Annotated in this window: 31 protein-coding genes; 8 read left to right on the plus strand and 23 right to left on the minus strand. The window is 38.7% G+C overall.

Features of this window, described 5'->3' with window-relative positions:
• Window positions 1-2: 2 nt before the first annotated feature.
• The 18 genes from rplF to AC6H0V_RS11410 form a co-directional block, all read right to left on the minus strand.
• Window positions 3-560 (minus strand): 50S ribosomal protein L6, encoded by a 558-nt coding sequence (gene rplF / locus AC6H0V_RS11325; RefSeq protein WP_497560294.1) that lies wholly within the window; start codon window positions 558-560, stop codon window positions 3-5.
• 18 nt (window positions 561-578) lie between these two features.
• Window positions 579-977, minus strand: coding sequence for a 30S ribosomal protein S8 (gene rpsH, locus AC6H0V_RS11330; RefSeq protein WP_131555078.1), 399 nt, complete (start codon window positions 975-977; stop codon window positions 579-581).
• A gap of 157 nt (window positions 978-1,134) precedes the next feature.
• Entirely contained in the window at window positions 1,135-1,404 is a 270-nt protein-coding gene (rpsN, locus tag AC6H0V_RS11335; protein WP_497560295.1) for a 30S ribosomal protein S14, read from the minus strand.
• Window positions 1,404-1,970 (minus strand): 50S ribosomal protein L5, encoded by a 567-nt coding sequence (gene rplE / locus AC6H0V_RS11340; RefSeq protein ID WP_497560296.1) that lies wholly within the window; start codon window positions 1,968-1,970, stop codon window positions 1,404-1,406. The genes rpsN and rplE overlap by 1 nt, the downstream gene beginning before the upstream one ends.
• A complete protein-coding gene (rplX, locus tag AC6H0V_RS11345) occupies window positions 1,970-2,308 on the minus strand; it encodes a 50S ribosomal protein L24 (protein WP_497560297.1) in 339 nt (112 codons plus the stop codon). Before rplX ends, rplE begins: the two co-directional genes overlap by 1 nt.
• A 1-nt stretch (window position 2,309) precedes the next feature.
• The gene (gene rplN, locus AC6H0V_RS11350; RefSeq protein ID WP_041878524.1) at window positions 2,310-2,678 is read right to left on the minus strand and encodes a 50S ribosomal protein L14; all 369 of its coding nucleotides are present in this window, start codon (window positions 2,676-2,678) and stop codon (window positions 2,310-2,312) included.
• A gap of 1 nt (window position 2,679) precedes the next feature.
• Window positions 2,680-2,934 carry a 30S ribosomal protein S17 gene (rpsQ, locus tag AC6H0V_RS11355; protein WP_497560298.1) on the minus strand — a complete coding sequence of 85 codons (255 nt, stop codon included), beginning with the start codon at window positions 2,932-2,934 and terminating at the stop codon, window positions 2,680-2,682.
• A gap of 13 nt (window positions 2,935-2,947) precedes the next feature.
• The gene (rpmC, locus tag AC6H0V_RS11360; protein WP_497560299.1) at window positions 2,948-3,160 is read right to left on the minus strand and encodes a 50S ribosomal protein L29; all 213 of its coding nucleotides are present in this window, start codon (window positions 3,158-3,160) and stop codon (window positions 2,948-2,950) included.
• A gap of 72 nt (window positions 3,161-3,232) precedes the next feature.
• Complete coding sequence (gene rplP, locus AC6H0V_RS11365) at window positions 3,233-3,655, minus strand: 50S ribosomal protein L16 (protein ID WP_090992924.1); 423 nt, start codon at window positions 3,653-3,655, stop codon at window positions 3,233-3,235.
• Between the two features lie 34 nt (window positions 3,656-3,689).
• Window positions 3,690-4,544, minus strand: coding sequence for a 30S ribosomal protein S3 (rpsC, locus tag AC6H0V_RS11370; protein WP_497560300.1), 855 nt, complete (start codon window positions 4,542-4,544; stop codon window positions 3,690-3,692).
• A gap of 5 nt (window positions 4,545-4,549) precedes the next feature.
• Window positions 4,550-4,912 (minus strand): 50S ribosomal protein L22, encoded by a 363-nt coding sequence (gene rplV / locus AC6H0V_RS11375; protein ID WP_497560301.1) that lies wholly within the window; start codon window positions 4,910-4,912, stop codon window positions 4,550-4,552.
• Window positions 4,913-4,919: 7 nt separating this feature from the next.
• Complete coding sequence (gene rpsS, locus AC6H0V_RS11380; RefSeq protein WP_055130480.1) at window positions 4,920-5,186, minus strand: 30S ribosomal protein S19; 267 nt, start codon at window positions 5,184-5,186, stop codon at window positions 4,920-4,922.
• Window positions 5,186-6,010, minus strand: coding sequence for a 50S ribosomal protein L2 (gene rplB, locus AC6H0V_RS11385; protein WP_497560302.1), 825 nt, complete (start codon window positions 6,008-6,010; stop codon window positions 5,186-5,188). The genes rpsS and rplB overlap by 1 nt, the downstream gene beginning before the upstream one ends.
• A 20-nt stretch (window positions 6,011-6,030) precedes the next feature.
• Window positions 6,031-6,321: a 50S ribosomal protein L23 gene (gene rplW / locus AC6H0V_RS11390; protein WP_131555068.1), complete on the minus strand. Its 291-nt coding sequence runs from the start codon at window positions 6,319-6,321 to the stop codon at window positions 6,031-6,033.
• Window position 6,322: 1 nt separating this feature from the next.
• Window positions 6,323-6,952: a 50S ribosomal protein L4 gene (gene rplD / locus AC6H0V_RS11395; RefSeq protein ID WP_497560303.1), complete on the minus strand. Its 630-nt coding sequence runs from the start codon at window positions 6,950-6,952 to the stop codon at window positions 6,323-6,325.
• Between the two features lie 4 nt (window positions 6,953-6,956).
• Window positions 6,957-7,574: a 50S ribosomal protein L3 gene (gene rplC, locus AC6H0V_RS11400; RefSeq protein WP_497560304.1), complete on the minus strand. Its 618-nt coding sequence runs from the start codon at window positions 7,572-7,574 to the stop codon at window positions 6,957-6,959.
• A gap of 182 nt (window positions 7,575-7,756) precedes the next feature.
• On the minus strand, window positions 7,757-8,152 hold the full coding sequence (locus AC6H0V_RS11405) for a DUF1634 domain-containing protein (protein ID WP_497560305.1): 396 nt from the start codon (window positions 8,150-8,152) through the stop codon (window positions 7,757-7,759).
• The gene (locus AC6H0V_RS11410) at window positions 8,152-8,985 is read right to left on the minus strand and encodes a sulfite exporter TauE/SafE family protein (RefSeq protein WP_497560306.1); all 834 of its coding nucleotides are present in this window, start codon (window positions 8,983-8,985) and stop codon (window positions 8,152-8,154) included. The genes AC6H0V_RS11405 and AC6H0V_RS11410 overlap by 1 nt, the downstream gene beginning before the upstream one ends.
• A gap of 82 nt (window positions 8,986-9,067) precedes the next feature.
• Between AC6H0V_RS11410 and AC6H0V_RS11415 the strand changes: the two genes are divergently transcribed.
• Together AC6H0V_RS11415 and AC6H0V_RS11420 are read left to right on the plus strand one after the other, a co-directional pair.
• Window positions 9,068-9,226, plus strand: coding sequence for a hypothetical protein (locus AC6H0V_RS11415; RefSeq protein ID WP_497560307.1), 159 nt, complete (start codon window positions 9,068-9,070; stop codon window positions 9,224-9,226).
• 41 nt (window positions 9,227-9,267) lie between these two features.
• Window positions 9,268-10,029, plus strand: coding sequence for a hypothetical protein (locus AC6H0V_RS11420; protein WP_497560308.1), 762 nt, complete (start codon window positions 9,268-9,270; stop codon window positions 10,027-10,029).
• 384 nt (window positions 10,030-10,413) lie between these two features.
• Here AC6H0V_RS11420 and rpsJ read toward each other — a convergent pair whose 3' ends face one another.
• The 4 genes from rpsJ to rpsL form a co-directional block, all read right to left on the minus strand.
• On the minus strand, window positions 10,414-10,719 hold the full coding sequence (gene rpsJ / locus AC6H0V_RS11425; protein WP_008244591.1) for a 30S ribosomal protein S10: 306 nt from the start codon (window positions 10,717-10,719) through the stop codon (window positions 10,414-10,416).
• Between the two features lie 146 nt (window positions 10,720-10,865).
• Window positions 10,866-12,980, minus strand: coding sequence for an elongation factor G (gene fusA, locus AC6H0V_RS11430; protein WP_497560309.1), 2,115 nt, complete (start codon window positions 12,978-12,980; stop codon window positions 10,866-10,868).
• Between the two features lie 18 nt (window positions 12,981-12,998).
• The gene (gene rpsG / locus AC6H0V_RS11435) at window positions 12,999-13,466 is read right to left on the minus strand and encodes a 30S ribosomal protein S7 (protein WP_339577450.1); all 468 of its coding nucleotides are present in this window, start codon (window positions 13,464-13,466) and stop codon (window positions 12,999-13,001) included.
• Window positions 13,467-13,482: 16 nt separating this feature from the next.
• The gene (gene rpsL / locus AC6H0V_RS11440) at window positions 13,483-13,896 is read right to left on the minus strand and encodes a 30S ribosomal protein S12 (protein WP_012780770.1); all 414 of its coding nucleotides are present in this window, start codon (window positions 13,894-13,896) and stop codon (window positions 13,483-13,485) included.
• 445 nt (window positions 13,897-14,341) lie between these two features.
• Between rpsL and AC6H0V_RS11445 the strand changes: the two genes are divergently transcribed.
• Both AC6H0V_RS11445 and AC6H0V_RS11450 read left to right on the plus strand, forming a co-directional pair.
• The gene (locus AC6H0V_RS11445) at window positions 14,342-14,731 is read left to right on the plus strand and encodes an RDD family protein (RefSeq protein ID WP_497560310.1); all 390 of its coding nucleotides are present in this window, start codon (window positions 14,342-14,344) and stop codon (window positions 14,729-14,731) included.
• 551 nt (window positions 14,732-15,282) lie between these two features.
• Window positions 15,283-16,458 carry a threonine aldolase family protein gene (locus tag AC6H0V_RS11450; RefSeq protein WP_497560311.1) on the plus strand — a complete coding sequence of 392 codons (1,176 nt, stop codon included), beginning with the start codon at window positions 15,283-15,285 and terminating at the stop codon, window positions 16,456-16,458.
• A 148-nt stretch (window positions 16,459-16,606) separates the two neighbouring features.
• Here the strand turns inward: AC6H0V_RS11450 and AC6H0V_RS11455 are convergent, their stop codons facing one another.
• Entirely contained in the window at window positions 16,607-16,789 is a 183-nt protein-coding gene (locus AC6H0V_RS11455) for a hypothetical protein (protein WP_497560312.1), read from the minus strand.
• 137 nt (window positions 16,790-16,926) lie between these two features.
• Here AC6H0V_RS11455 and AC6H0V_RS11460 point away from each other — a divergent pair, with 137 nt between their 5' ends.
• The 4 genes from AC6H0V_RS11460 to AC6H0V_RS11475 all read left to right on the plus strand — a co-directional run bounded on the left by AC6H0V_RS11460 (window position 16,927) and on the right by AC6H0V_RS11475 (window position 20,937).
• On the plus strand, window positions 16,927-18,423 hold the full coding sequence (locus tag AC6H0V_RS11460) for a hypothetical protein (protein WP_497560313.1): 1,497 nt from the start codon (window positions 16,927-16,929) through the stop codon (window positions 18,421-18,423).
• A gap of 271 nt (window positions 18,424-18,694) precedes the next feature.
• Window positions 18,695-19,600: a prohibitin family protein gene (locus AC6H0V_RS11465; RefSeq protein WP_497560314.1), complete on the plus strand. Its 906-nt coding sequence runs from the start codon at window positions 18,695-18,697 to the stop codon at window positions 19,598-19,600.
• 78 nt (window positions 19,601-19,678) lie between these two features.
• Entirely contained in the window at window positions 19,679-19,990 is a 312-nt protein-coding gene (locus AC6H0V_RS11470) for an MmcQ/YjbR family DNA-binding protein (RefSeq protein ID WP_497560315.1), read from the plus strand.
• Between the two features lie 5 nt (window positions 19,991-19,995).
• Window positions 19,996-20,937, plus strand: coding sequence for a hypothetical protein (locus AC6H0V_RS11475; RefSeq protein WP_497560316.1), 942 nt, complete (start codon window positions 19,996-19,998; stop codon window positions 20,935-20,937).
• Window positions 20,938-20,945: the final 8 nt, after the last annotated feature.

Below are 20,945 nucleotides of genomic sequence, written 5' to 3' on the forward strand. Positions count from 1 at the left end.
AATTATTTTTTAGAAGCTGATTTACCTGCTTTTCTTCTTAACACTTCACCAACAAACTTGATACCTTTACCTTTATATGGCTCTGGTGCACGTAACGAACGGATTTTTGCTGCTACTTGGCCGATCAATTGTTTATCGATACTCTCTAAAATAATTTTAGGAGTCTGACCTTTTTCAGATGTGGTGGTTACTTTAATTTCTTGTGGCAATTGGAATACATAGTGGTGAGAATAACCTAAAACCAGATCCAAGGTATTACCTTGGTTAGTAGCACGGTAACCCACACCTACTAATTCTTGTTCTATTTTATAACCTTCTGTAACACCAACAACCATATTGTTGATCAAAGAACGATATAAGCCATGAAGGGCTTTATGTCTTTTTTGTTCAGTTGGACGTACAACAGTTAAAACACTATCTTCTAGTGTTACTGTGATATCTGCATCTACTTGTTGAGATAACTCTCCTTTTGGTCCTTTAACAGTTACTAAATTCTCATTAGAAACAGTTATCGTTACACCAGCAGGTACGTTGATTGGATTTTTTCCTATTCTTGACATTGTGCTATCCTCCTTTAATTAATAAACGTGACACAATACCTCACCACCAATGTTTAATTTGGCTGCTTCTTTATCGGTCATTACACCTTTAGAAGTAGATAAGATTGCGATACCTAAACCATTTAATACTCTTGGCATGTTTTCTACGCCTGCATATTGTCTTAAACCTGGTTTGCTGATACGGGTTAACGTACGGATAGCAGAGATTTTAGTAATTGCATTGTACTTTAAAGCGATTTTGATTACGCCTTGAGTGGTAGTGTCTTCAAACTTGTAGTTTGCGATGTAACCTTTGTCAAAAAGTACTTTCGTAATTTCCTTTTTAAGGTTTGAGGCAGGGATCTCAACAATTCTGTGATTTGCTTTGATAGCATTTCTTACTCTTGTCAGATAATCTGCGATTGGATCTGTATTCATTATTATTGTTTTGTGATAGTGGTATCCGCTTGCCACCCGGCGATTGGACCTTCTATCGGTTAAATTCTGATTATTGTTATGCGCTAAAAAGCCATAAGTTGTAAGGGCTGCAAAAATACAACTTACAACTTATAACTCCAAACTTATAACTCGTTTATTACCAGCTAGCTTTTCTAACTCCAGGTATTTTACCTGCTAAAGCCATATCGCGGAACATCACCCTTGAGATACCAAAAGTACGCATATATCCACGAGGACGACCAGTTAATTTACAACGGTTGTGTAAACGCACAGCCGATGAGTTTTTTGGTAACTTATCTAATCCTTCGTAATCACCTGCAGCTTTTAATTCTGCACGTTTATCTGCATATTTAGCCACCATTTTTTGGCGCTTAATTTCGCGAGCTTTTACACCTTCTTTTGCCATTATTGCTCTGTTTTTTGATTTTTAAATGGTAATCCAAATTGTTTTAAAAGTTCCAATGCTTCAACATCAGTAGCAGCAGACGTTACAAATGTAATGTCCATACCTAAAATTTTGCTGATTTTATCGATGTTAATCTCTGGGAAAATGATCTGCTCAGTAATACCTAAAGTATAATTACCTTTTCCATCAAATCCTTTATCATTGATACCTTTGAAATCACGGATACGAGGCAAAGCTACAGAAATTAATCGATCTAAAAACTCGTACATGTTATTATCACGTAAAGTTACTCTAACACCAACAGGCATTCCTTTACGTAACTTAAAGTTCGAGATATCTTTTTTAGATTTCGCTCCTACTGCTTGTTGACCAGCAATGGTACTCATTTCTAAGATAGAGCTATCCATAACTTTCTTATCAGTTACAGAATAACGACCAACACCTTGGTTGATGGCAATTTTCTCCAATTTAGGAACCTGCATGATGCTTTTGTAATTGAACTTATCTTTAAGAGCAACCACAATTTCCTCTTTATATTTGCTTTTTAATCTTGGTACGTATGCCATTATTTGATTTCCTCCCCTGATACTTTAGCAACTCTTACTAATTTTCCGTCAGCATTTAATTTTCTGCCAACACGGGTAGTTTTACCAGATTTTGGATCAACTAACTGTACATTAGAAATATGAAGAGCAGCCTCTTTTTTAATTATACCACCATTTGGTGTTGCAGCGTTTGGTTTAGTATGTTTTGATACCATATTGATACCTTCAATTACCACCCTATTTTTGGTAACAAGTACTTCTTGTACTTTACCTTGTTGGCCTTTTGAATCGCCAGCTATAACCTTTACTAAATCACCTTTACGGATCTTTGCTTTGGTTTGTGTTACTTTATTTTTCATATTATAATACCTCCGGTGCTAATGATACAATTTTCATGAATTGTTTTTCACGCAGTTCTCTTGCTACCGGGCCAAAAATACGTGTACCACGTGGCTCATCCTGAGCATTCAACAATACCGCTGCATTATCGTCAAAGCGAATATAAGAACCATCCTTACGTCTGATTTCTTTTTTCGTTCTTACTACAACTGCTTTAGAAACTGTTCCTTTTTTAATGTTACCAGATGGCAAAGCGCTTTTTACAGTAACAACAATTTTGTCGCCTATAGAAGCATATCTTTTGCCAGTCCCGCCAAGTACACGGATAACCAATACTTGTTTTGCGCCGCTATTGTCGGCTACGTTTAATCGTGATTCCTGTTGTACCATCTTATTTAGCTCTTTCTAAAATTTGTACCAATCTCCAGTTCTTGTTTTTACTCAGAGGACGAGTCTCCTGTATCAATACCGTATCACCGATACCACATTCGTTTTTCTCGTCGTGAGCCATAAATTTGGTAGTTTTCTTAACAAACTTACCATAGATTGGGTGCTTCACTTTACGTTCAACCGCCACAACAACAGATTTTTCCATTTTGTTGCTTACTACCAATCCGGTTCTTGTTTTTCTTAATTGTCTTTCCATTTCGACTCTAAAGTTATTTAGTTTCAGTTGCAGACTCAGCATTGTTAAGCTTAGTCAATTCAGTGTTTAATCGGGCAATGTCTTTTCTAACTCTTGTAATACGAGTTGGATTTTCTATAGCCGAAATTGTATGTGCAAATTTTAACTTTACCAAGTTTTCTCTTTCTTCTGCAATCTTAGCTACTAGTTCTTCTTTTGAAAGCCCTATGATTTCTGAGTTCTTCATTTTATTAATTTTTATGTTCGGGTCTAGCGGTTATAACAACAAGTCATTTACAACATTGATCCCTAAACTTTTTTATGCTTCTACGTAATCTCTACGTACTACAAATTTTGTTTGAATAGGTAATTTTTGAGCGGCTAATCTTAATGCTTCTTTAGCAATTTCTAAAGGCACACCTTCTGCTTCAAAAATAATACGTCCGGGTCTAACAACAGCTACCCAATATTCTGGAGCACCTTTACCTTTACCCATACGTACTTCAGCTGGTTTTTTAGTTACCGGTTTATCCGGGAAAATTCTAATCCAAACTTGACCTTCACGTTTCATGAAACGAGTTACCGCAATACGGGCTGCTTCTATCTGGCGACTTGTAATCCAAGTGGCCTCTAGAGATTTAATCCCGAAAGAACCGAATGACAATTCAGCACCACGAGTTGCTAAACCTTTCATTCTGCCTTTTTGCATCTTTCTGAACTTCGTTCTTTTTGGCTGTAACATTTTATTTTAATATTATCGTTAAACGATCTGTTAACTATTTGCGTGGACCTCTATTGGCACCACCACCTTTATTATCTCTTCCACCCGCACCAGGGCCGCCTTGACCCGGACGACCACCACCACCAGGGCGTTTGTCATTCCTTCTGTCGCCACCGCCTCTGTTATCTCTACCGCCATCACGGCCGCCAAAAGCACCTTGAGGTCTGTCGCCACCTTTGCCTGGAGCATTGCTCGCAGCACCGATGTTTGGAGATAGATCACGTTTACCGTAAACCTCACCTTTACAGATCCATACTTTAACACCTATTTTACCATAAGTAGTTAAAGCTTCTGCTAATGCATAATCAATGTCTGCACGGAATGTATGCAAAGGAATTCTTCCTTCTTTATACTGTTCGCTACGAGCCATCTCAGCACCACCTAAACGACCTGAAGTCATTATTTTGATACCTTCAGCACCCATACGCATGGTTGATGCGATAGTAGATTTCATTGCTCTACGGAAAGAGATTCTAGCCTCTAGTTGTTTTGCAACACCTTCTGCAACTAATTGTGCATCAAGCTCAGGGCGTTTAATCTCGAAAATGTTAATCTGAATTTCCTTTTTAGTCAATTTCTTTAACTCTTCTTTGATTTTATCAACCTCAGCGCCTGCTTTACCGATTACAATACCAGGACGAGCAGTATGGATAGTAACGGTAATACGTTTTAACGTACGCTCGATTACTACTTTAGCTACTCCACCTTTTGCAATACGTGCAGAAAGATATTTTCTTATTTTCTCGTCCTCAACTAATTTATCAGCATAGTTGTTGCCACCGAACCAGTTAGAATCCCAACCTCTGATGATTCCTAACCTGTTACCTATTGGATGTGCTTTTTGTCCCATTTCTGTTAATTAGTTTGAGTTTCAACGTTTTTACTATCTACTATTAGGGTAACGTGGTTTGAACGCTTACGTATTCTGTAACCACGGCCTTGAGGAGCTGGTCTAAGTCTTTTTAACTGACGACCACCGCCTACCATTATCGTTTTCACGTATAATTGATTTTCTTCAGGGCGAGAGCCTTCATTTTTCGATTCCCAATTTTTGATGGCTGATAATAACAGTTTCTCAACTCTTATTGCTGCATCTTTATTGGTAAATTTTAAAATATGTAAAGCTTTCTCTACACGCTCACCTCTGATTAGATCTACAACCAAACGCATCTTACGTGGTGAGGTTGGACAATTGTTTAATTTCGCTAGTGCTTCCATCTCTTAATTATTTTTTCTTATCAGAGTGACCCCTAAATGTTCTGGTTGGAGCAAATTCTCCTAGTTTGTGACCAACCATGTTTTCTGTTACGTATACCGGTATAAATTTATTACCGTTATGTACTGCAAATGTATGACCAACAAAATCTGGTGATATCATTGATCTGCGAGACCAAGTTTTGATCACAGACTTTTTGCCTGAATCATTCATAGAGACTACTTTTTTCTCTACGTTATGGTCAATATAAGGTCCTTTTTTTATCGAACGAGCCATTATTTCTTCCTTTTCTCTATGATGAAACGATTTGAGTATTTTTTCAATGTACGGGTTTTGAAGCCTTTAGAGTAAACTCCGTTTCTTGAACGAGGTTGACCACCTGAAGAGCGACCTTCACCACCACCCATCGGGTGATCTACTGGGTTCATCGCTACCGGACGAGTCCTTGGGCGACGACCTAACCAACGGCTACGACCTGCTTTACCAAGTACTTCGTTAGCGTGATCAGAGTTAGAAACAGCTCCGATTGTTGCTAAACAGGTAACCAAGATAGATCTTACCTCGCCTGATGGCATTTTAATCGTTGCATATTTACCATCCCTAGCTGCAAGCTGTGCATAAGCACCTGCGCTACGTGCCAATTGCGCACCTTTACCTGGATGAATTTCTAAATTGTGTACAATAGACCCTAAAGGGATATTTGACAATTTCAAAGTGTTACCTACTTCTGGAGTAGCTGTGTCACCCGAAAGCACTGTTGTTCCAACTTGCAACCCTTCTGGTGCAATAATGTAACGCTTCTCGCCATCAACATAATGCAATAGTGCAATACGTGCGGTACGGTTTGGATCGTATTCAATAGTAGCTACTGTAGCTGGAATGTCAAACTTATCGCGTTTAAAATCAATTAAACGATAAGATTTTTTGTGACCACCGCCCATGTAGCGCATCGTCATTTTTCCTGTATTGTTACGACCTCCCGATTTCTTAGAAGATACAACCAATGATTTTTCGGGCTTGGTTGCTGTAATCTCCGTAAAGCTTGCGCCTACCCTAAAGCGGGTTCCGGGAGTGACTGGTTTAAATTTTCTTAAGCCCATAGTTATAATTATATTCTGTATTAAATATTTGCGTAATAATCTATTGTTTCACCATCTTTCAATGTAACAATAGCTTTTTTGTATTTCGGGCTACGACCCGATACGATACCACCTTTAGTGTTTCTTGATTTTAACTTACCTACAACTACCATAGTATTTAAGGCAATAATGTTAACACCGTACATTTTTTCGATGGCCGATTTAATCTGCAACTTATTAGCTCTATGATCTACTCTGAAAGTAAAACGGTTTGCTTTTTCGGTTAACGCAGAAGCTTTTTCGGTTAATATTGGTTTTTGTAAAATTTCCATATTACTTGGCAAATGCCTCCTCCAATGTTTTAAGCGAATCTGCAGTGAACAAAAGTGTACCTGCGTTTAATACATCATATGTATTTAACTGATCTGCGGTAGTAACTTTAGCTTTCTGAATATTTCTGCTTGATAAATAGATATTATTATTTTGTGCAGGCAAAACCAATAACGTTTTCGTTCCGGCTAAGTCTAATGCATTAACCAAATTGATATAGTTTTTAGTTTTAATGCTATCGAAAGTGAAATCTTCTAACACAACCACGTTGTTATCAATTGCTTTATACGATAAAGCTGATTTACGTGCCAATGATTTTAATTTCTTATTCAATTTAAAACTATAGTCTCTCGGTTGTGGACCAAAAACACGACCACCACCATTGAACAATGGAGATTTAATGCTTCCGGCACGTGCACCACCTGTACCTTTTTGTTTGTATAATTTACGGGTAGAACCTGCAATCTCGTTACGTTGCTTAGATTTATGAGTTCCTTGACGTTGGTTAGCCAAATACTGCTTTACATCTAAATAAATCGCGTGGTCGTTTGGTGTAACACCAAATACCGACTCAGGGAGCTGCACCTTGGCACCAGTCTCTTTTCCTGAAATGTTTTTTACTTTAACTTCCATCTGCTTACTTATCTAAGATTACGTAAGAACCCTTAGCTCCTGGAATGGAACCACTAACTACAATAAGGTTTTGCTCAGCATAAACTTTCAATACCTGTAGGTTTTGAATTTTTACCCTGTCGCCACCCATTCTTCCTGCCATACGCATACCTTTAAATACGCGAGCTGGATAGGATGCAGCACCCAATGAACCTGGTGCACGCAATCTGTTGTGCTGACCGTGAGTTTGACCACCCACACCACCAAAACCATGACGCTTAACTACACCTTGAAATCCTTTACCTTTTGAAGTACCTACAACATCAACAAAATCGCCTTCAGCGAATACATCAACAGTTACAGTATCACCTAAACTAAGTGACTCTGGAAACTGAGGGAATTCTACCAACTTGCGTTTCGGAGTTGTGTTTGCTTTCGCAAAGTGACCTTTTAAAGGCTGAGTAGTGTTTTTTTCTTTGGCTTCGCTGTATCCCAGTTGAACTGAAACGTAACCATCTTTTTCTTCGGTCTTAACTTGTGTTACAACACAAGGTCCAGCTTCGATCACCGTACAAGGAATGTTCTTTCCTTCGGCGTCAAAAATGCTGGTCATTCCTACTTTTTTTCCAATAATACCTGACATTTTCTATTTTTAATTTAACACCCATCGAAGCAGTAGGGCTTCGTTCAAGGTGGATATACATCCCCGCTAAGGGACGGCAAAAATAGGAAATTATTCTTAATCTTCAAATAGTTAGCTAAAAATAATTTCAAATAATTGAGATTATTTTTCTAAGCATCAGCTGAATAGCTTTAAAACGAGTATTAATGCGCAATATCTAAATATAAACTGGTGATAATCACACACAATACAATTATCCCAATAAGAACATACATCAAATCTTTTTCCATTAGGAAGCTAAAAACAGAAAATATTACCCGAGCTATGGGTGTAAAGATGAGCAACAACACACCAAATTGAATAATCGCCAATCCGTCTAGCGATTTTAACCCTCTTAAAATCTCAGCAATAGAAGAAAATTTTGTTTGTTCGGGCTTAAAATCATGAAAAGAAACATGCTGACCATGCTGTTTGTACAAAAATATGAGGCCGCCTAACAATACCACCGATGTAGCCACGATCACGCCTACACGCAATAGCGTTCCTAGGATCAACTGTACATCCTTGTCGCCTAAATAATGTTTAATTATCTTGCTCATCAGTTACCAGTTAACCCCTTATATATCATTTGAAAGGCCAAAAAAGTAACTACAACTGCAAAGATCACTTTTAATTTATCGGTTTTTGTTCTGATCAAAATTTTTGACCCTATGGTAGCTCCTGTTATTACACCTAAGGTAACCGGCATCGCGATAGCGGGATCTATCTGCCCTTTATGCAAATATACCAACGCACTAGCTGCAGCGGTTACCCCCATCATAAAGTTGCTCGTGGTGGTGGAGACCTTAAATGGGATTTTCATGATGTTATCCATCCCTATTACTTTAAGTGCGCCAGAGCCAATGCCAAGCAGCCCTGATAATGCGCCTGCCACAAACATCATAGCGAACCCCCCCATTACGTGATGAACCGCATATTGCTTTATGCCACCTTCTGTTGGATAACTCCCGTTTAATTTAAAGTAATTGGCAAGTACACTCGTTTTTTCGTTGTTAGAATGGTCTATTTTCTTTTTAAGCATCGAATAGGCCGAAAACAATAAGATCAGGCCAAAAATCACCATAATATAATCTGCCTTAATATAAGTAGCAATTACTACCCCTACTATTGCACTGATGGTGGTTGCTATTTCTAAGAACATACCAATTCGGATATTGGTAATCCCTTCTTTCACATATGCAGCAGCAGAGCCTGATGAAGTTGCAATTACAGAGATAATGGAAGCCCCAATAGCATAATGAAGATCTACTCCTAATAATAAGGTTAGCAGGGGAATAATAATTACCCCTCCGCCTAAGCCGGTTAACGAGCCTAGTAATCCAGCGGCAAATGCGCCAAGTAGTACGATTAGGGTAAATGCCAGCACAGTCATGGCTGCAAATATAAGTTACTAGGTACTGCATAACCTAAAAATATTTGGTTTAAGTAAACGACAATATCGGTGGGGAAAATGGATGAAAGATGTAGAAAAGGTAAAATGCCTGCCTGCCGGAGGCAGGGAAGATGGAAAATGGAAAATGGAAAATGGAAGATGGAATGGGAAAATGCGCAACTTGCCCGTAGACATCCAGATCATGGAGTATGGACTCCAGATTATCGACTATGGACTTTAGACTATTTTTACTATACTTGTTAATCAATATCCCCTATTGTTATGAAAAAAAAGCTATTTCTGATCCCCATTTTAAGTGTGGCACTGTTCTTACAAAATACTGCAGCCCAAACCACCCACAATGCACAACAGCCCGTAGCTACTACGCAACAGGCTCCAGTTAAAGACAACCCTCCCACACAAAAAAAGCGACTGCCGATAAAGATCCAGGTTCCAACAACAGTTAAACAAAGCGTTGCTAAGACGGTTCTTCCAAACGTTGATACCGTTAAAAATAAAGACTTCAGTTTAAGCGGCCAGTATCAGTTCCTACTTTCTAGGTCCAGAAGCATTAATGGCTATAAATTAGTAAACCCATACCGTTTGTCTACAGTTTGGAAAAGTGCCCTTGATACACTTTCAAAAGAACGGGTAGAATTAACTAAAGCAAAAGTGAAAATTGCCGAACAGACTAAGACGATCGGTATTTTACAAAGTGAAGTTAAGGGCAACGAAACTATAGTTACGAATACCAATGCCAAAATAGATGAGATCAATTTCCTAGGGATCTCCCTTAATAAAAACACCTACAACATCATCGTATGGAGCATTATTGGGGTGTTAGCCATTTCTTTGTTTGTAGTAATTGCCAGATCAGCTAAAAATATCTTGGAGGCAAAACATAGAACCCAACTTTACGATGAGATTACCGCCGAATTCCAAACCTACAAAGCTAAAGCTACAGAGAAAGAACGCAAACTAGCCAGAGAATTACAAGACGAGAGAAATATCGTGGAAGAGATGAGGAATAGTAATAAATTCTAAAAGAGTCCGAAAGTCGGAAAGTCCGGAGTCCGATGATCTAAACCAAGAGAGAAGGGCATTAAGGAGTCGGAAAGTCCGGAGTCCGATGATCTAAACCAAGAGAAAGGTATCGTAAAACAAAATTACTTTTAGCTACCTACTACTACTTTCGGTCGGTTAGGGAGGTCGTCTTTGCGAGGGCTGTACTTCACCGCTCGAAGTGATCCCCCTTCCTGGCGGTGTTATGCGGTAAGGAGATTGATTCGCGAAAAGCTCGCAAAACCGAAAAAGCTCCCCATCAGTCGCCTATCTCAAATCTCATCTCAAAAAAAAGCCCTTAGAACTTAATCCAAGGGCTTTTTTATAAATACTTACCAAGTCTTTACGACTTCGTAAGTCTAATAATTAAACTTTGATCTCAACTTCAACACCGCTAGGCAATTCAAGTTTCATCAAGGCATCAACCGTTTTAGAGTTAGAGCTATAAATATCTAAAAGACGTTTATAAGCACACAATTGAAACTGCTCACGTGCTTTTTTGTTTACGTGTGGTGAACGCAAAACGGTGAAGATTTTCTTTTCTGTTGGCAACGGAATTGGTCCGCTAACTACTGCACCCGTAGGTTTTACAGTTTTAACGATTTTCTCAGCAGATTTATCTACCAAGTTGTAATCGTAAGATTTTAATTTAATTCTAATTCTTTGGCTCATGATCTTGTTTAAATTATGACTTCAGGTTAGAGCTATTTATAACGTGAAGTCGGTTTATCTTAATATGATTTCACCGATTTTAGAAGATTACACCGATAGGCAATAAACTAATCGGTGTAATCTCCTTCAATCTGTGTAATCTTCTTTTAGTCTTCCGCTTTAACTTTTCCTTTTGATTTTGCGATTACTTCGTCCTGTACGTTTTTAGGAGCAGCTTCATAGTGATCAAACTCCATTGTAGACGTTGCACGACCTGAAGTAATGGTACGTAACTGGGTTACATAACCAAACATCTCAGAAAGAGGCACAGTTGCTTTAATTACCTGAGAACCTGCACGTGTATCCATACCTAATAATTGACCACGACGACGGTTCATATCACCGATAACATCACCCATGTTTTCTTCTGGGGTAAGGATCTCGATTTTCATGATTGGCTCCATCAACGTTGGTTTACATTTAGGCAATGCTTCACGGTAGGCCATTCTAGCTGCTAGCTCAAATGACAATGCATCTGAATCGACCGCGTGGAATGAACCATCAATTAAACGAACTTTCATATCAGGAAGTGGGTAACCTGCCAATACACCATTCGCCATTGCTGATGCAAATCCTTTCTCTACAGAAGGGATAAATTCACGTGGGATTGAACCACCTGTAATTTCGTTCACAAACTGTAAACCACCTTTTTCAAAATCAGCGTCAATTGGTGAAATAACAACTTGGATATCCGCAAATTTACCGCGACCACCAGATTGTTTTTTATAGGTTTCACGATGTTGGGTTGTTCCAAAAATTGCCTCTTTATACGCTACTTGCGGTGCACCTTGGTTAACTTCTACTTTAAACTCACGTTTTAAACGATCGATCAAAATATCCAAGTGAAGCTCGCCCATACCAGAAATTACAGTCTGACCAGTTTCCTCGTCTGTTTGAACTCTAAATGTTGGATCTTCCTCAGCTAATTTACCTAAAGCCATACCTAATTTATCAACGTCTGCTTGAGTTTTAGGCTCAATTGCCAAACCGATTACCGGCTCAGGGAAGTTCATTGATTCAAGGATGATCGGGTGTTTCTCATCGCAAAGTGTATCTCCAGTTTTGATATCCTTGAAGCCTACTACCGCAGCAATATCACCAGCACCTACATTAGGAATTGGGTTTTGCTTGTTAGCATGCATTTGGAAAATCCTAGAAATACGTTCTTTGTTTTCAGAACGGGTGTTGTATACGTATGATCCAGCTTCTAGGTTACCTGAGTAAACACGGATGAAACATAAACGACCAACAAAAGGATCTGTTGCAATTTTAAATGCTAAAGCTGCAAAAGGTTCTTTTTCTGATGGTTTTAATAAAACTTCGTTACCAGTATCAGGGTTAGTACCCACAACACCTTCGCTATCCATAGGTGATGGCAATAATTCCATCACGTAATCAAGCATAGTTTGAACACCTTTGTTTTTGAAAGATGAACCACAAACCATCGGTACAATTTTAGCGTCTAAAACTGCTGCACGTAAAGCATCTAAAATTTCACGTTCGGTAATTGAATTCGGATCTTCAAAGAATTTCTCCATTAAAGACTCATCGTAATCAGCAACTGATTCTAGTAATTTTTCTCTCCACTCTGCAACCTCATCTAACATATCTTCTGGAATTGGCACTTCGGTAAAGGTCATACCTTTATCATGCTCATTCCAAACGATACCACGGTTGTTGATCAAATCAACCACACCTGTAAATGAATCTTCAGCACCGATAGGCAACTGCAATGGAACTGCATTGCTACCTAACATATCTTTAACCTGTTTTACAACTTTTAAGAAATCTGCTCCAGAACGGTCCATTTTATTAACGAAACCAATACGGGCAACATTATAGTTGTTGGCTAAACGCCAGTTGGTCTCAGATTGAGGCTCAACACCATCAACTGCAGAGAACAAAAACACTAAACCATCTAATACACGTAACGAACGGTTTACCTCTACGGTAAAATCTACGTGTCCGGGTGTATCAATAATATTGATGTGATAATTTTGGTTTCTGTATTTCCAGTTAACAGTTGTAGCAGCAGAAGTAATGGTAATACCACGCTCTTGCTCTTGTGCCATCCAGTCCATTGTTGCCGCACCTTCATGCACCTCACCAATTTTGTGACTAACACCTGAGTAATAAAGAATACGCTCTGTTGTAGTGGTTTTACCCGCATCAATGTGAGCAGCGATCCCGATATTTCTTGTAAATTTTAAATCTCTTGACATCTTAAATGATTTCTCTTATTAGAATCTGAAATGTGAGAACGCTTTGTTGGCTTCAGCCATTTTGTGCGTATCTTCTTTCTTTTTAACTGCTGCACCTTCACCTTTAGCTGCTGAAATAATTTCACCTGCTAATTTTTCTTTCATCGTTTTTTCACCACGTTTACGAGCGTAAGTAATTAACCATTTCATGCCTAAAGCAATTTTACGGTCTGGTCTTACCTCTGTAGGAACCTGAAAGTTTGCACCACCAACTCTACGAGATTTAACCTCTACAGCTGGGCTGATATTTACTAAAGCACGTTTAAATACCTCTAATCCGTTCTCGCTAGTTTTTTTCTCAGCTAATTCTACGGCATCATAAAAAATTGCATATGCGATAGATTTTTTTCCATCGAACATCATATTATTTACAAATCTTGTAACCTGAACATCGTTAAATTTAGGATCAGGAAGAATAATTCTCTTTTTTGGTTTTGATTTTCTCATGTCTGTTTCCTCCTAATTATTTTTTCTTACCTTTTGCTGGTGCCGCTGCTACTTGTCCTGGTTTAGGTCGCTTGGTACCATATTTACTACGACGTTGGTTACGGCCTGCTACACCTGATGTATCTAATGCTCCACGAATGATGTGGTAACGTACACCTGGTAAATCTTTAACACGACCGCCACGGATTAACACGATTGAGTGCTCCTGTAAGTTGTGGCCTTCTCCAGGAATATAGGCATTCACCTCTTTTCCATTGGTTAAACGTACACGGGCAACTTTACGCATTGCTGAGTTTGGTTTTTTAGGGGTAGTAGTATATACACGTGTACATACACCTCTTCGCTGTGGACAGCTGTCCAACGCCGGAGACTTACTCTTGAACTCCAGTGCTACTCTACCTTTTCTAACTAATTGTTGAATGGTTGGCATTTCTTGCTTTTTGTTTTTGCTATTTTAATTTAAAAAACTCCACTAATGGTCAGCCTATAACAAGGCCACATTAAGGGACTGCAAAAGTAGGTACTTTATTTGTGATAATCAAGGGCTTGAAAGAAAAATTTTATATCTGAGCTAAAAGCAGAAAGATAAAAGGCGAAAGCATGTTAATTTTTAAATTCCTCCTTTTAAATTAAAGATTATAAACTAAATGCCGTACTCTTATCCTAGCATACTATTAAAAGTTGGCCATTAGAAAACGAATGTCAGAGCCAATGGCAACACCTGCCCCGCTAATGTTCCAAGCTAGTGACATCAGATATCGAGAGGCTTTCCACATATAAATTGTTGAAACGTTGCAAAGTTTGAATGTAGATTATCTCCCATCTCATATCTTACATCTTAATACAATTATTATATTTATCTAAAATTATCGCTCATGGAAGAAAGATATCCCGCATTAGTTTCAAGATTACAATCAACTTTTATAGACACGCTCTTAATCATTATATTAATGTTTGTCTTTTCTATGGTGCTAGATAGTTTTACAGCGGTACCCAACTGGGTTAGAATAAGCTTATTTGTTCTCCTTTTTGTTGCCTACGAACCGCTTTGTACTTCGCTCGGCTTTACACTCGGTAACTTTATACTGGGCATCAGAGTTCGGAAAGTGGAAGATACTTCACAGCGGATCAGCATTTTTCAGGCTATTTTAAGGTATCCCTTTAAATTTGCACTAGGATGGATTTCGTTTCTAACTATCCACAGTAATGCTCAAAAACGCGCCATTCACGATCTAATTGCTGGGAGTGTGATGATTAAAATATAAATTACAGTTTCCACGAAAGAAGGCAAAGGCATTTTATTAAACATCCACTCCGTGCATTCTTTGTGTCTTCGTGCCTTCGTGGTTAAAAATTGTCTTACATTTTAAACGCAAAGAACGCGAAGGGTTGCGCCAAGTACGCAAAGAGAAGAGTATTAAACACCCACTCCGTGCAGTCTTTGTGTCTTCGTGCCTTCGTGGTTAAAAATTGTCTTACATTTTAAACGCAAAGTACGCGAAGGGTTGCGCCAAGTACGCAAAGTGAGGAGGATTAAACCCACTCCGTGCATTCTTCGTGCCTTCGTGGTTAAGAATTGTCTTACATTTTAAACGCAAAGAACGCGAAGGGTTGCGCCAAGTACGCAAAGAGAAGAGGATTTAAACCCCCCACTCCGTGCATTCTTTGTGTCTTCGTGCATTCGTGGTTAAAATATCTACCATTGTTTTAACTTCCTAAATCTCTTAATAGTTAAAACATAGTCCGGATTCAAGCTGGATGCATTCTTTAAGAAAAATAAAATCCTATCTTAGTTGAAACCCTATCAATTACCCAAATGGCACCTTTCAACCGCAGAAGTTTCCTTAAAAAATCCAGTATTGGTTTATTACCAGCATTTATTCCTTTCTCTGGCTTAGCAGGCGATAAGGCTAAAATAGAGAACCCACTACCCACTGCTCCAATCATTAAGTTATTTGGCGATGGCGAAATGTTTGAACCTGGAGATTACCTCAACGAACTGCAAAAAGCACATGCCACTACGGCGATCGTCAAAGATAGATACGGGGTGGGTGGCGTGGTAGCCGCTTTAGAAAAGAAATTCTGCGAAATTACCGGGAAGGAGAAGGCTATGTTTATGCCAAGCGGAACACTCTCCAACCAATTGGCCATCGCCGTATTGAGCGGCGAAAAAGCAAAGGTTTTTGTACAGGATACCAGCCACGTTTACCGTGACGAAGCCGATGCCGCACAAACCATCTTCCAAAAAAGATTGATGCCCCTAGCTAAGGATGAGACCTTTTTTACAGCCGATCAGTTAAAAGAAGCAATAGATCATTTAAAAGATGATGAAGTTTTTGAGAGCGGTGTGGGAGCCGTTTCCATAGAAAATCCCGTGAGAAGATCTTCAGCCAAGTATGTGCCATTAGCAGAAATCGAAAAAATTAGTGCGTATTGCCGCAGCAATAACATTAAACTTCATTTAGATGGAGCCAGAATTTACATGGCGTCTGCATGGACTGGCGTTTCTATCAAGGAGTATGCGGCTCATTTTGACACCATTTATATCTCTTTATACAAATACCTAGGCGCAAGTGCGGGAGCGATGCTTTGTGGCGATGCCGCAGTTATCGATAAAATGGTTCATCTGGTTAAAGTACATGGTGGATCGATGTACGGCAATTGGACCAACGCAGCAATGGCCTTGTACAAACTTGAGGGATTTGAAGCCAGGTTAAAAAATGCAATAGCAAGATCAGAAGAAATTTTTAGCGCCTTAAATAAAATCCCCGGTCTAAAGATCCAAAAGTTGGATGGAGGGACCAATATTTACAGCATGCAATTGCCAAAGGGTTTAGATGGCAGGAAACTACAGCAAAAGCTCAGCGCAGAGTATAACATTAAAATTCCTATGGCTGATGCCACAAATCACATAAACATAACGATTAACGAAACCCTCCTTTATCAAAATGCTGAGTATGTAATTGATGCGTTTAAGAAAAGTATGAGTTGATTACACGGATTAGAAACGATTGCACCGATCAGTACCTCATCCCACTTTCGTTATGAAGGGGAAGGAGTTGGGTTATCTTAATGCCCCCAATCACCCACTCTGCGCCTTCTTGGTTCCATCTTCCATCTTACCTCTTCCCTCTTACCTCTTACCTCTTCGTTACGATCACCCTTCCCGTTATCAAATGGAACTCGTATACCCGATACAGACCATCATCACTAACATCAATATGATCAACCAAACTGGTCTTGCTAAAGCCGTCGGTAACCAGGTCGCCAATTTTGATATCCTGTAAAGTTTCTATAGAGGTTTCGTCGTTTATTCTGATCATGGGAAGCGGTGGGCGGTTGGGTTAAGCGTATGGCGTTTGGCGATAAGCGTTAACAAAATTGCTTATTTTAAAATTAAAACTCGACATCAATGTTGTTTTGTTTAAGATTAAATAATAGTTTAGGTAAAAATTATCCTATGTCGAAAAAAATACGCTCAACCCTCCTACTTTTTTTATGCATCATCAGCCTAAAGGCTCAAAAGGTTACGTTAACCTGGGGATCAGAAGGCGAACCCGAGAATTTTTCGTTCGTTACCTTTGCCAAAGGCGAAGATGGTGATCTTATTAAGTTCTGCTTTAAGGACACGCGTTCGGGCAGTGAGCCCGTTTTTACCCGGTATGATGAAGAGTTGGAAAAACAGCACAGTTTGGCGTTTCTCAACAATGCCAAGGGAGCATCGTTTGTTAGATTTTTAGGACTAAAAGAAAAATTGCTGTTTTTTACCCAAACACATGATGGAAAAGCAGATCAAACCACTTATTATTGCCAGTATGTAGACCCTAAAATTTTCACCGCTTTAGGTCCAAGATTAAATCTTGGTACTTTTAGTGATCTCACCAAGAACCTTCCAAAAGTTCGTTATTCGTTCTCGAAAGATTCGACTAAAATACTGATGCACACCGAAACGGTTAACGACAAAACTGATGCAGCACATCATTATTTTGGCATATTCGATCAGGATATGAAAAAATTATGGGAAAAGAATATCATTACCTCCTTTAAAAAAGAGAAAGTTCTCCAAGCCACCGAGTTTGTAACCAATGATGGTCTATTGGTACTTAATTTATGGAACGTAACGGAAATGAAGAAAGATGTTGCTGAAGAGTACACCAGTAAATTGATGGTTTATAGTAAAGACAGTGCAGCTCCGCAAGAATATAAGCTAAGCGAAGGAACCAAATTAATAACAGACTTAAAATTTTGCGATGACGGCAAGGAGGGATTGACCTTCTTCTCTTTGTACAGATCCAAATTTGATGGTTTTGCCAATGGTTATCTCGTTTCGAAAATTAACTTAGGCACCCAAAAGATAACCCACATTGCCAGCGGCTTTCCGCTTACCCTATTGCAGCAATTAAGGGATAACGACAATGATCTCGCCAATGTTAAAGATAAAGATGCAGGCATTTCCAATTCATTTAATGTTGTTCAATATGCTAAACGAGAAAATGGAGATGAGGATTTTATCTTAGAATATGCCCGCACTGTACCTTACATCAATATTGGCGATATCATTGATATCAGTTTAAAGAAAAATGGCACCCAAATCGTGTCCAGAATTCCGAAAATGCAAAAATCAGTCTATGGATTCGGCATCAGTTTTAAAGCGGTGCCGTATAAAGATAAATTACTGTTCTTTTATAATGACAGAGCAAAAAACCTAACCGAACCCCTTACTGAGAAAGCTAATGAGACAAAATTGTATGCTATTTTGGGAAATGTTCCGGATGTAGATCTGGTTATGGCAAGTGTTGATGCAAAAGGAAACGTAGAACGAAAGGTAATCGCAAGTAAACCTGAACTACAGGGCATTCCAGTAATCAATATGTCACTATTTGTAGCGCCTAAAAAGTTAGCGTTTTATACCACAAGCATGTCTAAAGATAAATATTGCTATCTTTTAGTCGAGTAATACAAAAATTATGTTCTTGCATTGGCCTATGCGTTAAGGATTGAAAGATTTATCACCGTTCTTTACCCCTGAAAAGCCTTACCTAATTCCATACATTTCTATCGTTAAACGAAATGGGGTAACTCCGAAATTTCCTTTTTAAATTTTATGTTAAATCTTGTAACATACATATGAGCATGTTGTCTTATGTGATATTCTTTAGTAATGAAATATTTCATTCACTTCATCGGTCGGCAATCGGCCCTATTTAATTTCATTTAAATTCAAAATCATGTTCTTAATTTCATTAGGTTTTATCATTTTTATTGTAGGTTTTATTGTTTCAAAACAAGAAAATTTAGCCGCACGCTATGGGAAAATTGTAAGGGTTGTTGGTGTTGCCATTGTACTAATTGGGGCGCTTACCTCTATGTTCAAGGTAATTGATGCCGGACAGGTTGGTGTTAAAAGTGTTTTCGGGAAAGTTGATAACGATGTTTTGTACAGTGGTTTAAACGTAATCAATCCGATTGCCGAGGTAACCACTTTTGACGTAAAAACGCAGAATTATACCATGTCGGCCATTCATGACGAAGGTGATAAGGAGGGCGATGATGCCCTACGGATCCTTTCTGCAGATGGACTAGAAGTAGTGGTTGACCTTTCTGTTCTCTTTAGGGTTAAAGCTAGTTCTGCTCCAACCATTTTAAGAGAGATTGGAACAGATTACCTAGAAAAGATTGTGCGTCCCGTGTCCCGTACGGCCATTAGAGACAATGCGGTCGCTTATGATGCGGTTGCCCTATATTCGAGCAAGAGGGATGAGTTTCAGGCAAAAATATTTGCCACCATTAATAAAAGTTTTGCTAAAAGAGGTTTAGAATTGGAGCAATTGTTAGTACGTAACATTACCCTACCAGCATCAGTAAAAGCAAGTATCGAATCCAAGATCAATGCAGAACAGGATGCGCAGAAAATGACATTTGTACTCCAAAAAGAACGTCAGGAAGCAGAAAGAAAAAGGGTGATGGCACAAGGTATTGCCGATTATCAAAAGATCCTATCAACAGGGCTGAGCGATAAGCAGCTTCAATATGAAACTATCCTTGCCCAAAAAGAAATTGCAACTTCGCCTAATACGAAAGTGATCATTATGGGCAACAGCAAAGGAGCTCCGATAATTTTAGGAGGGAATTGAGTTGTCAGTTGTCAGTTGTGAGTTAAGAGTTTTCAGTTGGAAGTTTAGTTTATCTTGGAAAATAGTTTAAATTTAAACATGGTAACTTTCGAAACTTTTAAGCAAATCGCACTATCTTTTCCCGACGCTAATGAACAGAGCCATTTTGAAAAGCCTTCATTTAGAGTCGGGAAAAAGATTTTTGCTACGTACGATAGCAAGAATAACCAGGCTTGTTTAAAGTTAAACGAAATTGACCAATCGGTTTTTTCTGCATTTGATAGTTCAATTATTTTTCCCGTTCCGAACAAGTGGGGCAAACAAGGATGGACGTTTTTTAACCTGACTACGGTGCGTGAAGATTTGTTTACAGACGCACTAACTACTGCTTATCAACACATTAAGAAATAATATAGATGAAAAAACTTCTTTCTACAGTTTTACTAGCCTTTGTGACGTGTAGTTTAATGGCCCAACAGCTAAATAACTTTACATCAGCAACCGAAACCCATCGCTTGGTTAGTGGTACAAGACTATACCTTATCCCTCCCATAAACTTCCTTGAGAGCAAATATTTTAAAGGGTTCCAGAATCCGATAGATCCCGCAACAATGATCTTGATTACAGAACTCCCCGCTCCTTTTGAGGAGATTTATAAGGGATTTACTGCCGAAAACCTTAAAAGTAGAGGCATGGAACTGATCGACCGAAAAGAGGTGATGTTAAATGGAGCTAGTTCTCTGCTCCTTACTATAGACCAAACATCGAATGGGCGTACGTTTACCAAGAATATTCTGGTATTTGGAGATTCGAAATCCACCACGATGGTAAATGGTGTCTATCTAAAAGGAAGCAATATAGGAATAGACGTTTTAAATGCCATAAAAACAGTATATGTTGACAATTCGATGGTAGCAGATCCAAGAGCTTCGCTTGACTATCAAATGGATGAAACTGTAGGTAAATTTAAGTTCCTCGGTGTAATGGGCAATGGATTTTTATTTAATCGTGATGGAAAAACGCCTACCCAAAGTCCCGATAAGGCTTCGCTTATTACAGATAAATCGTTCGCACAAGTAGTTGTTCCAGACAAAAAGAATTTCGCATTAAACAGAATAAAGGGAATTAAAAAAGACAGCGACACTTTAACAAATGTTCGTATTGGAGAAGTAGAAATCAATGGCTTACAGGGTTATCAGATCTATGCCACCAACAAGAATAAGAGCGAAGAAATCTGTCAAGTTATTTTATATCCTGAAAATGGAGGATATTACTTATTTGTGGGAACTTATTTAACGGGAAATGCAGAGGCCCTAAATGATATTAAAAAAGTAATAGGCACTTTCAAAAGGAAGTGATATGGGGT

The organism is Pedobacter sp. NO84 (assembly GCF_059703915.1).

Coding starts and splice junctions, on each gene's coding strand:
- rplF (WP_497560294.1), bottom strand. CDS start 560: ATGTCAAGAATAGGAAAAAATCCAATCAACGTACCTGCTGGTGTAACG.
- rpsH (WP_131555078.1), bottom strand. CDS start 977: ATGAATACAGATCCAATCGCAGATTATCTGACAAGAGTAAGAAATGCT.
- rpsN (WP_497560295.1), bottom strand. CDS start 1,404: ATGGCAAAAGAAGGTGTAAAAGCTCGCGAAATTAAGCGCCAAAAAATG.
- rplE (WP_497560296.1), bottom strand. CDS start 1,970: ATGGCATACGTACCAAGATTAAAAAGCAAATATAAAGAGGAAATTGTG.
- rplX (WP_497560297.1), bottom strand. CDS start 2,308: ATGAAAAATAAAGTAACACAAACCAAAGCAAAGATCCGTAAAGGTGAT.
- rplN (WP_041878524.1), bottom strand. CDS start 2,678: ATGGTACAACAGGAATCACGATTAAACGTAGCCGACAATAGCGGCGCA.
- rpsQ (WP_497560298.1), bottom strand. CDS start 2,934: ATGGAAAGACAATTAAGAAAAACAAGAACCGGATTGGTAGTAAGCAAC.
- rpmC (WP_497560299.1), bottom strand. CDS start 3,160: ATGAAGAACTCAGAAATCATAGGGCTTTCAAAAGAAGAACTAGTAGCT.
- rplP (WP_090992924.1), bottom strand. CDS start 3,655: ATGTTACAGCCAAAAAGAACGAAGTTCAGAAAGATGCAAAAAGGCAGA.
- rpsC (WP_497560300.1), bottom strand. CDS start 4,544: ATGGGACAAAAAGCACATCCAATAGGTAACAGGTTAGGAATCATCAGA.
- rplV (WP_497560301.1), bottom strand. CDS start 4,912: ATGGAAGCACTAGCGAAATTAAACAATTGTCCAACCTCACCACGTAAG.
- rpsS (WP_055130480.1), bottom strand. CDS start 5,186: ATGGCTCGTTCGATAAAAAAAGGACCTTATATTGACCATAACGTAGAG.
- rplB (WP_497560302.1), bottom strand. CDS start 6,010: ATGGGCTTAAGAAAATTTAAACCAGTCACTCCCGGAACCCGCTTTAGG.
- rplW (WP_131555068.1), bottom strand. CDS start 6,321: ATGGAAATTTTACAAAAACCAATATTAACCGAAAAAGCTTCTGCGTTA.
- rplD (WP_497560303.1), bottom strand. CDS start 6,952: ATGGAAGTTAAAGTAAAAAACATTTCAGGAAAAGAGACTGGTGCCAAG.
- rplC (WP_497560304.1), bottom strand. CDS start 7,574: ATGTCAGGTATTATTGGAAAAAAAGTAGGAATGACCAGCATTTTTGAC.
- AC6H0V_RS11405 (WP_497560305.1), bottom strand. CDS start 8,152: ATGAGCAAGATAATTAAACATTATTTAGGCGACAAGGATGTACAGTTG.
- AC6H0V_RS11410 (WP_497560306.1), bottom strand. CDS start 8,985: ATGACTGTGCTGGCATTTACCCTAATCGTACTACTTGGCGCATTTGCC.
- AC6H0V_RS11415 (WP_497560307.1), top strand. CDS start 9,068: ATGAAAGATGTAGAAAAGGTAAAATGCCTGCCTGCCGGAGGCAGGGAA.
- AC6H0V_RS11420 (WP_497560308.1), top strand. CDS start 9,268: ATGAAAAAAAAGCTATTTCTGATCCCCATTTTAAGTGTGGCACTGTTC.
- rpsJ (WP_008244591.1), bottom strand. CDS start 10,719: ATGAGCCAAAGAATTAGAATTAAATTAAAATCTTACGATTACAACTTG.
- fusA (WP_497560309.1), bottom strand. CDS start 12,980: ATGTCAAGAGATTTAAAATTTACAAGAAATATCGGGATCGCTGCTCAC.
- rpsG (WP_339577450.1), bottom strand. CDS start 13,466: ATGAGAAAATCAAAACCAAAAAAGAGAATTATTCTTCCTGATCCTAAA.
- rpsL (WP_012780770.1), bottom strand. CDS start 13,896: ATGCCAACCATTCAACAATTAGTTAGAAAAGGTAGAGTAGCACTGGAG.
- AC6H0V_RS11445 (WP_497560310.1), top strand. CDS start 14,342: ATGGAAGAAAGATATCCCGCATTAGTTTCAAGATTACAATCAACTTTT.
- AC6H0V_RS11450 (WP_497560311.1), top strand. CDS start 15,283: ATGGCACCTTTCAACCGCAGAAGTTTCCTTAAAAAATCCAGTATTGGT.
- AC6H0V_RS11455 (WP_497560312.1), bottom strand. CDS start 16,789: ATGATCAGAATAAACGACGAAACCTCTATAGAAACTTTACAGGATATC.
- AC6H0V_RS11460 (WP_497560313.1), top strand. CDS start 16,927: ATGTCGAAAAAAATACGCTCAACCCTCCTACTTTTTTTATGCATCATC.
- AC6H0V_RS11465 (WP_497560314.1), top strand. CDS start 18,695: ATGTTCTTAATTTCATTAGGTTTTATCATTTTTATTGTAGGTTTTATT.
- AC6H0V_RS11470 (WP_497560315.1), top strand. CDS start 19,679: ATGGTAACTTTCGAAACTTTTAAGCAAATCGCACTATCTTTTCCCGAC.
- AC6H0V_RS11475 (WP_497560316.1), top strand. CDS start 19,996: ATGAAAAAACTTCTTTCTACAGTTTTACTAGCCTTTGTGACGTGTAGT.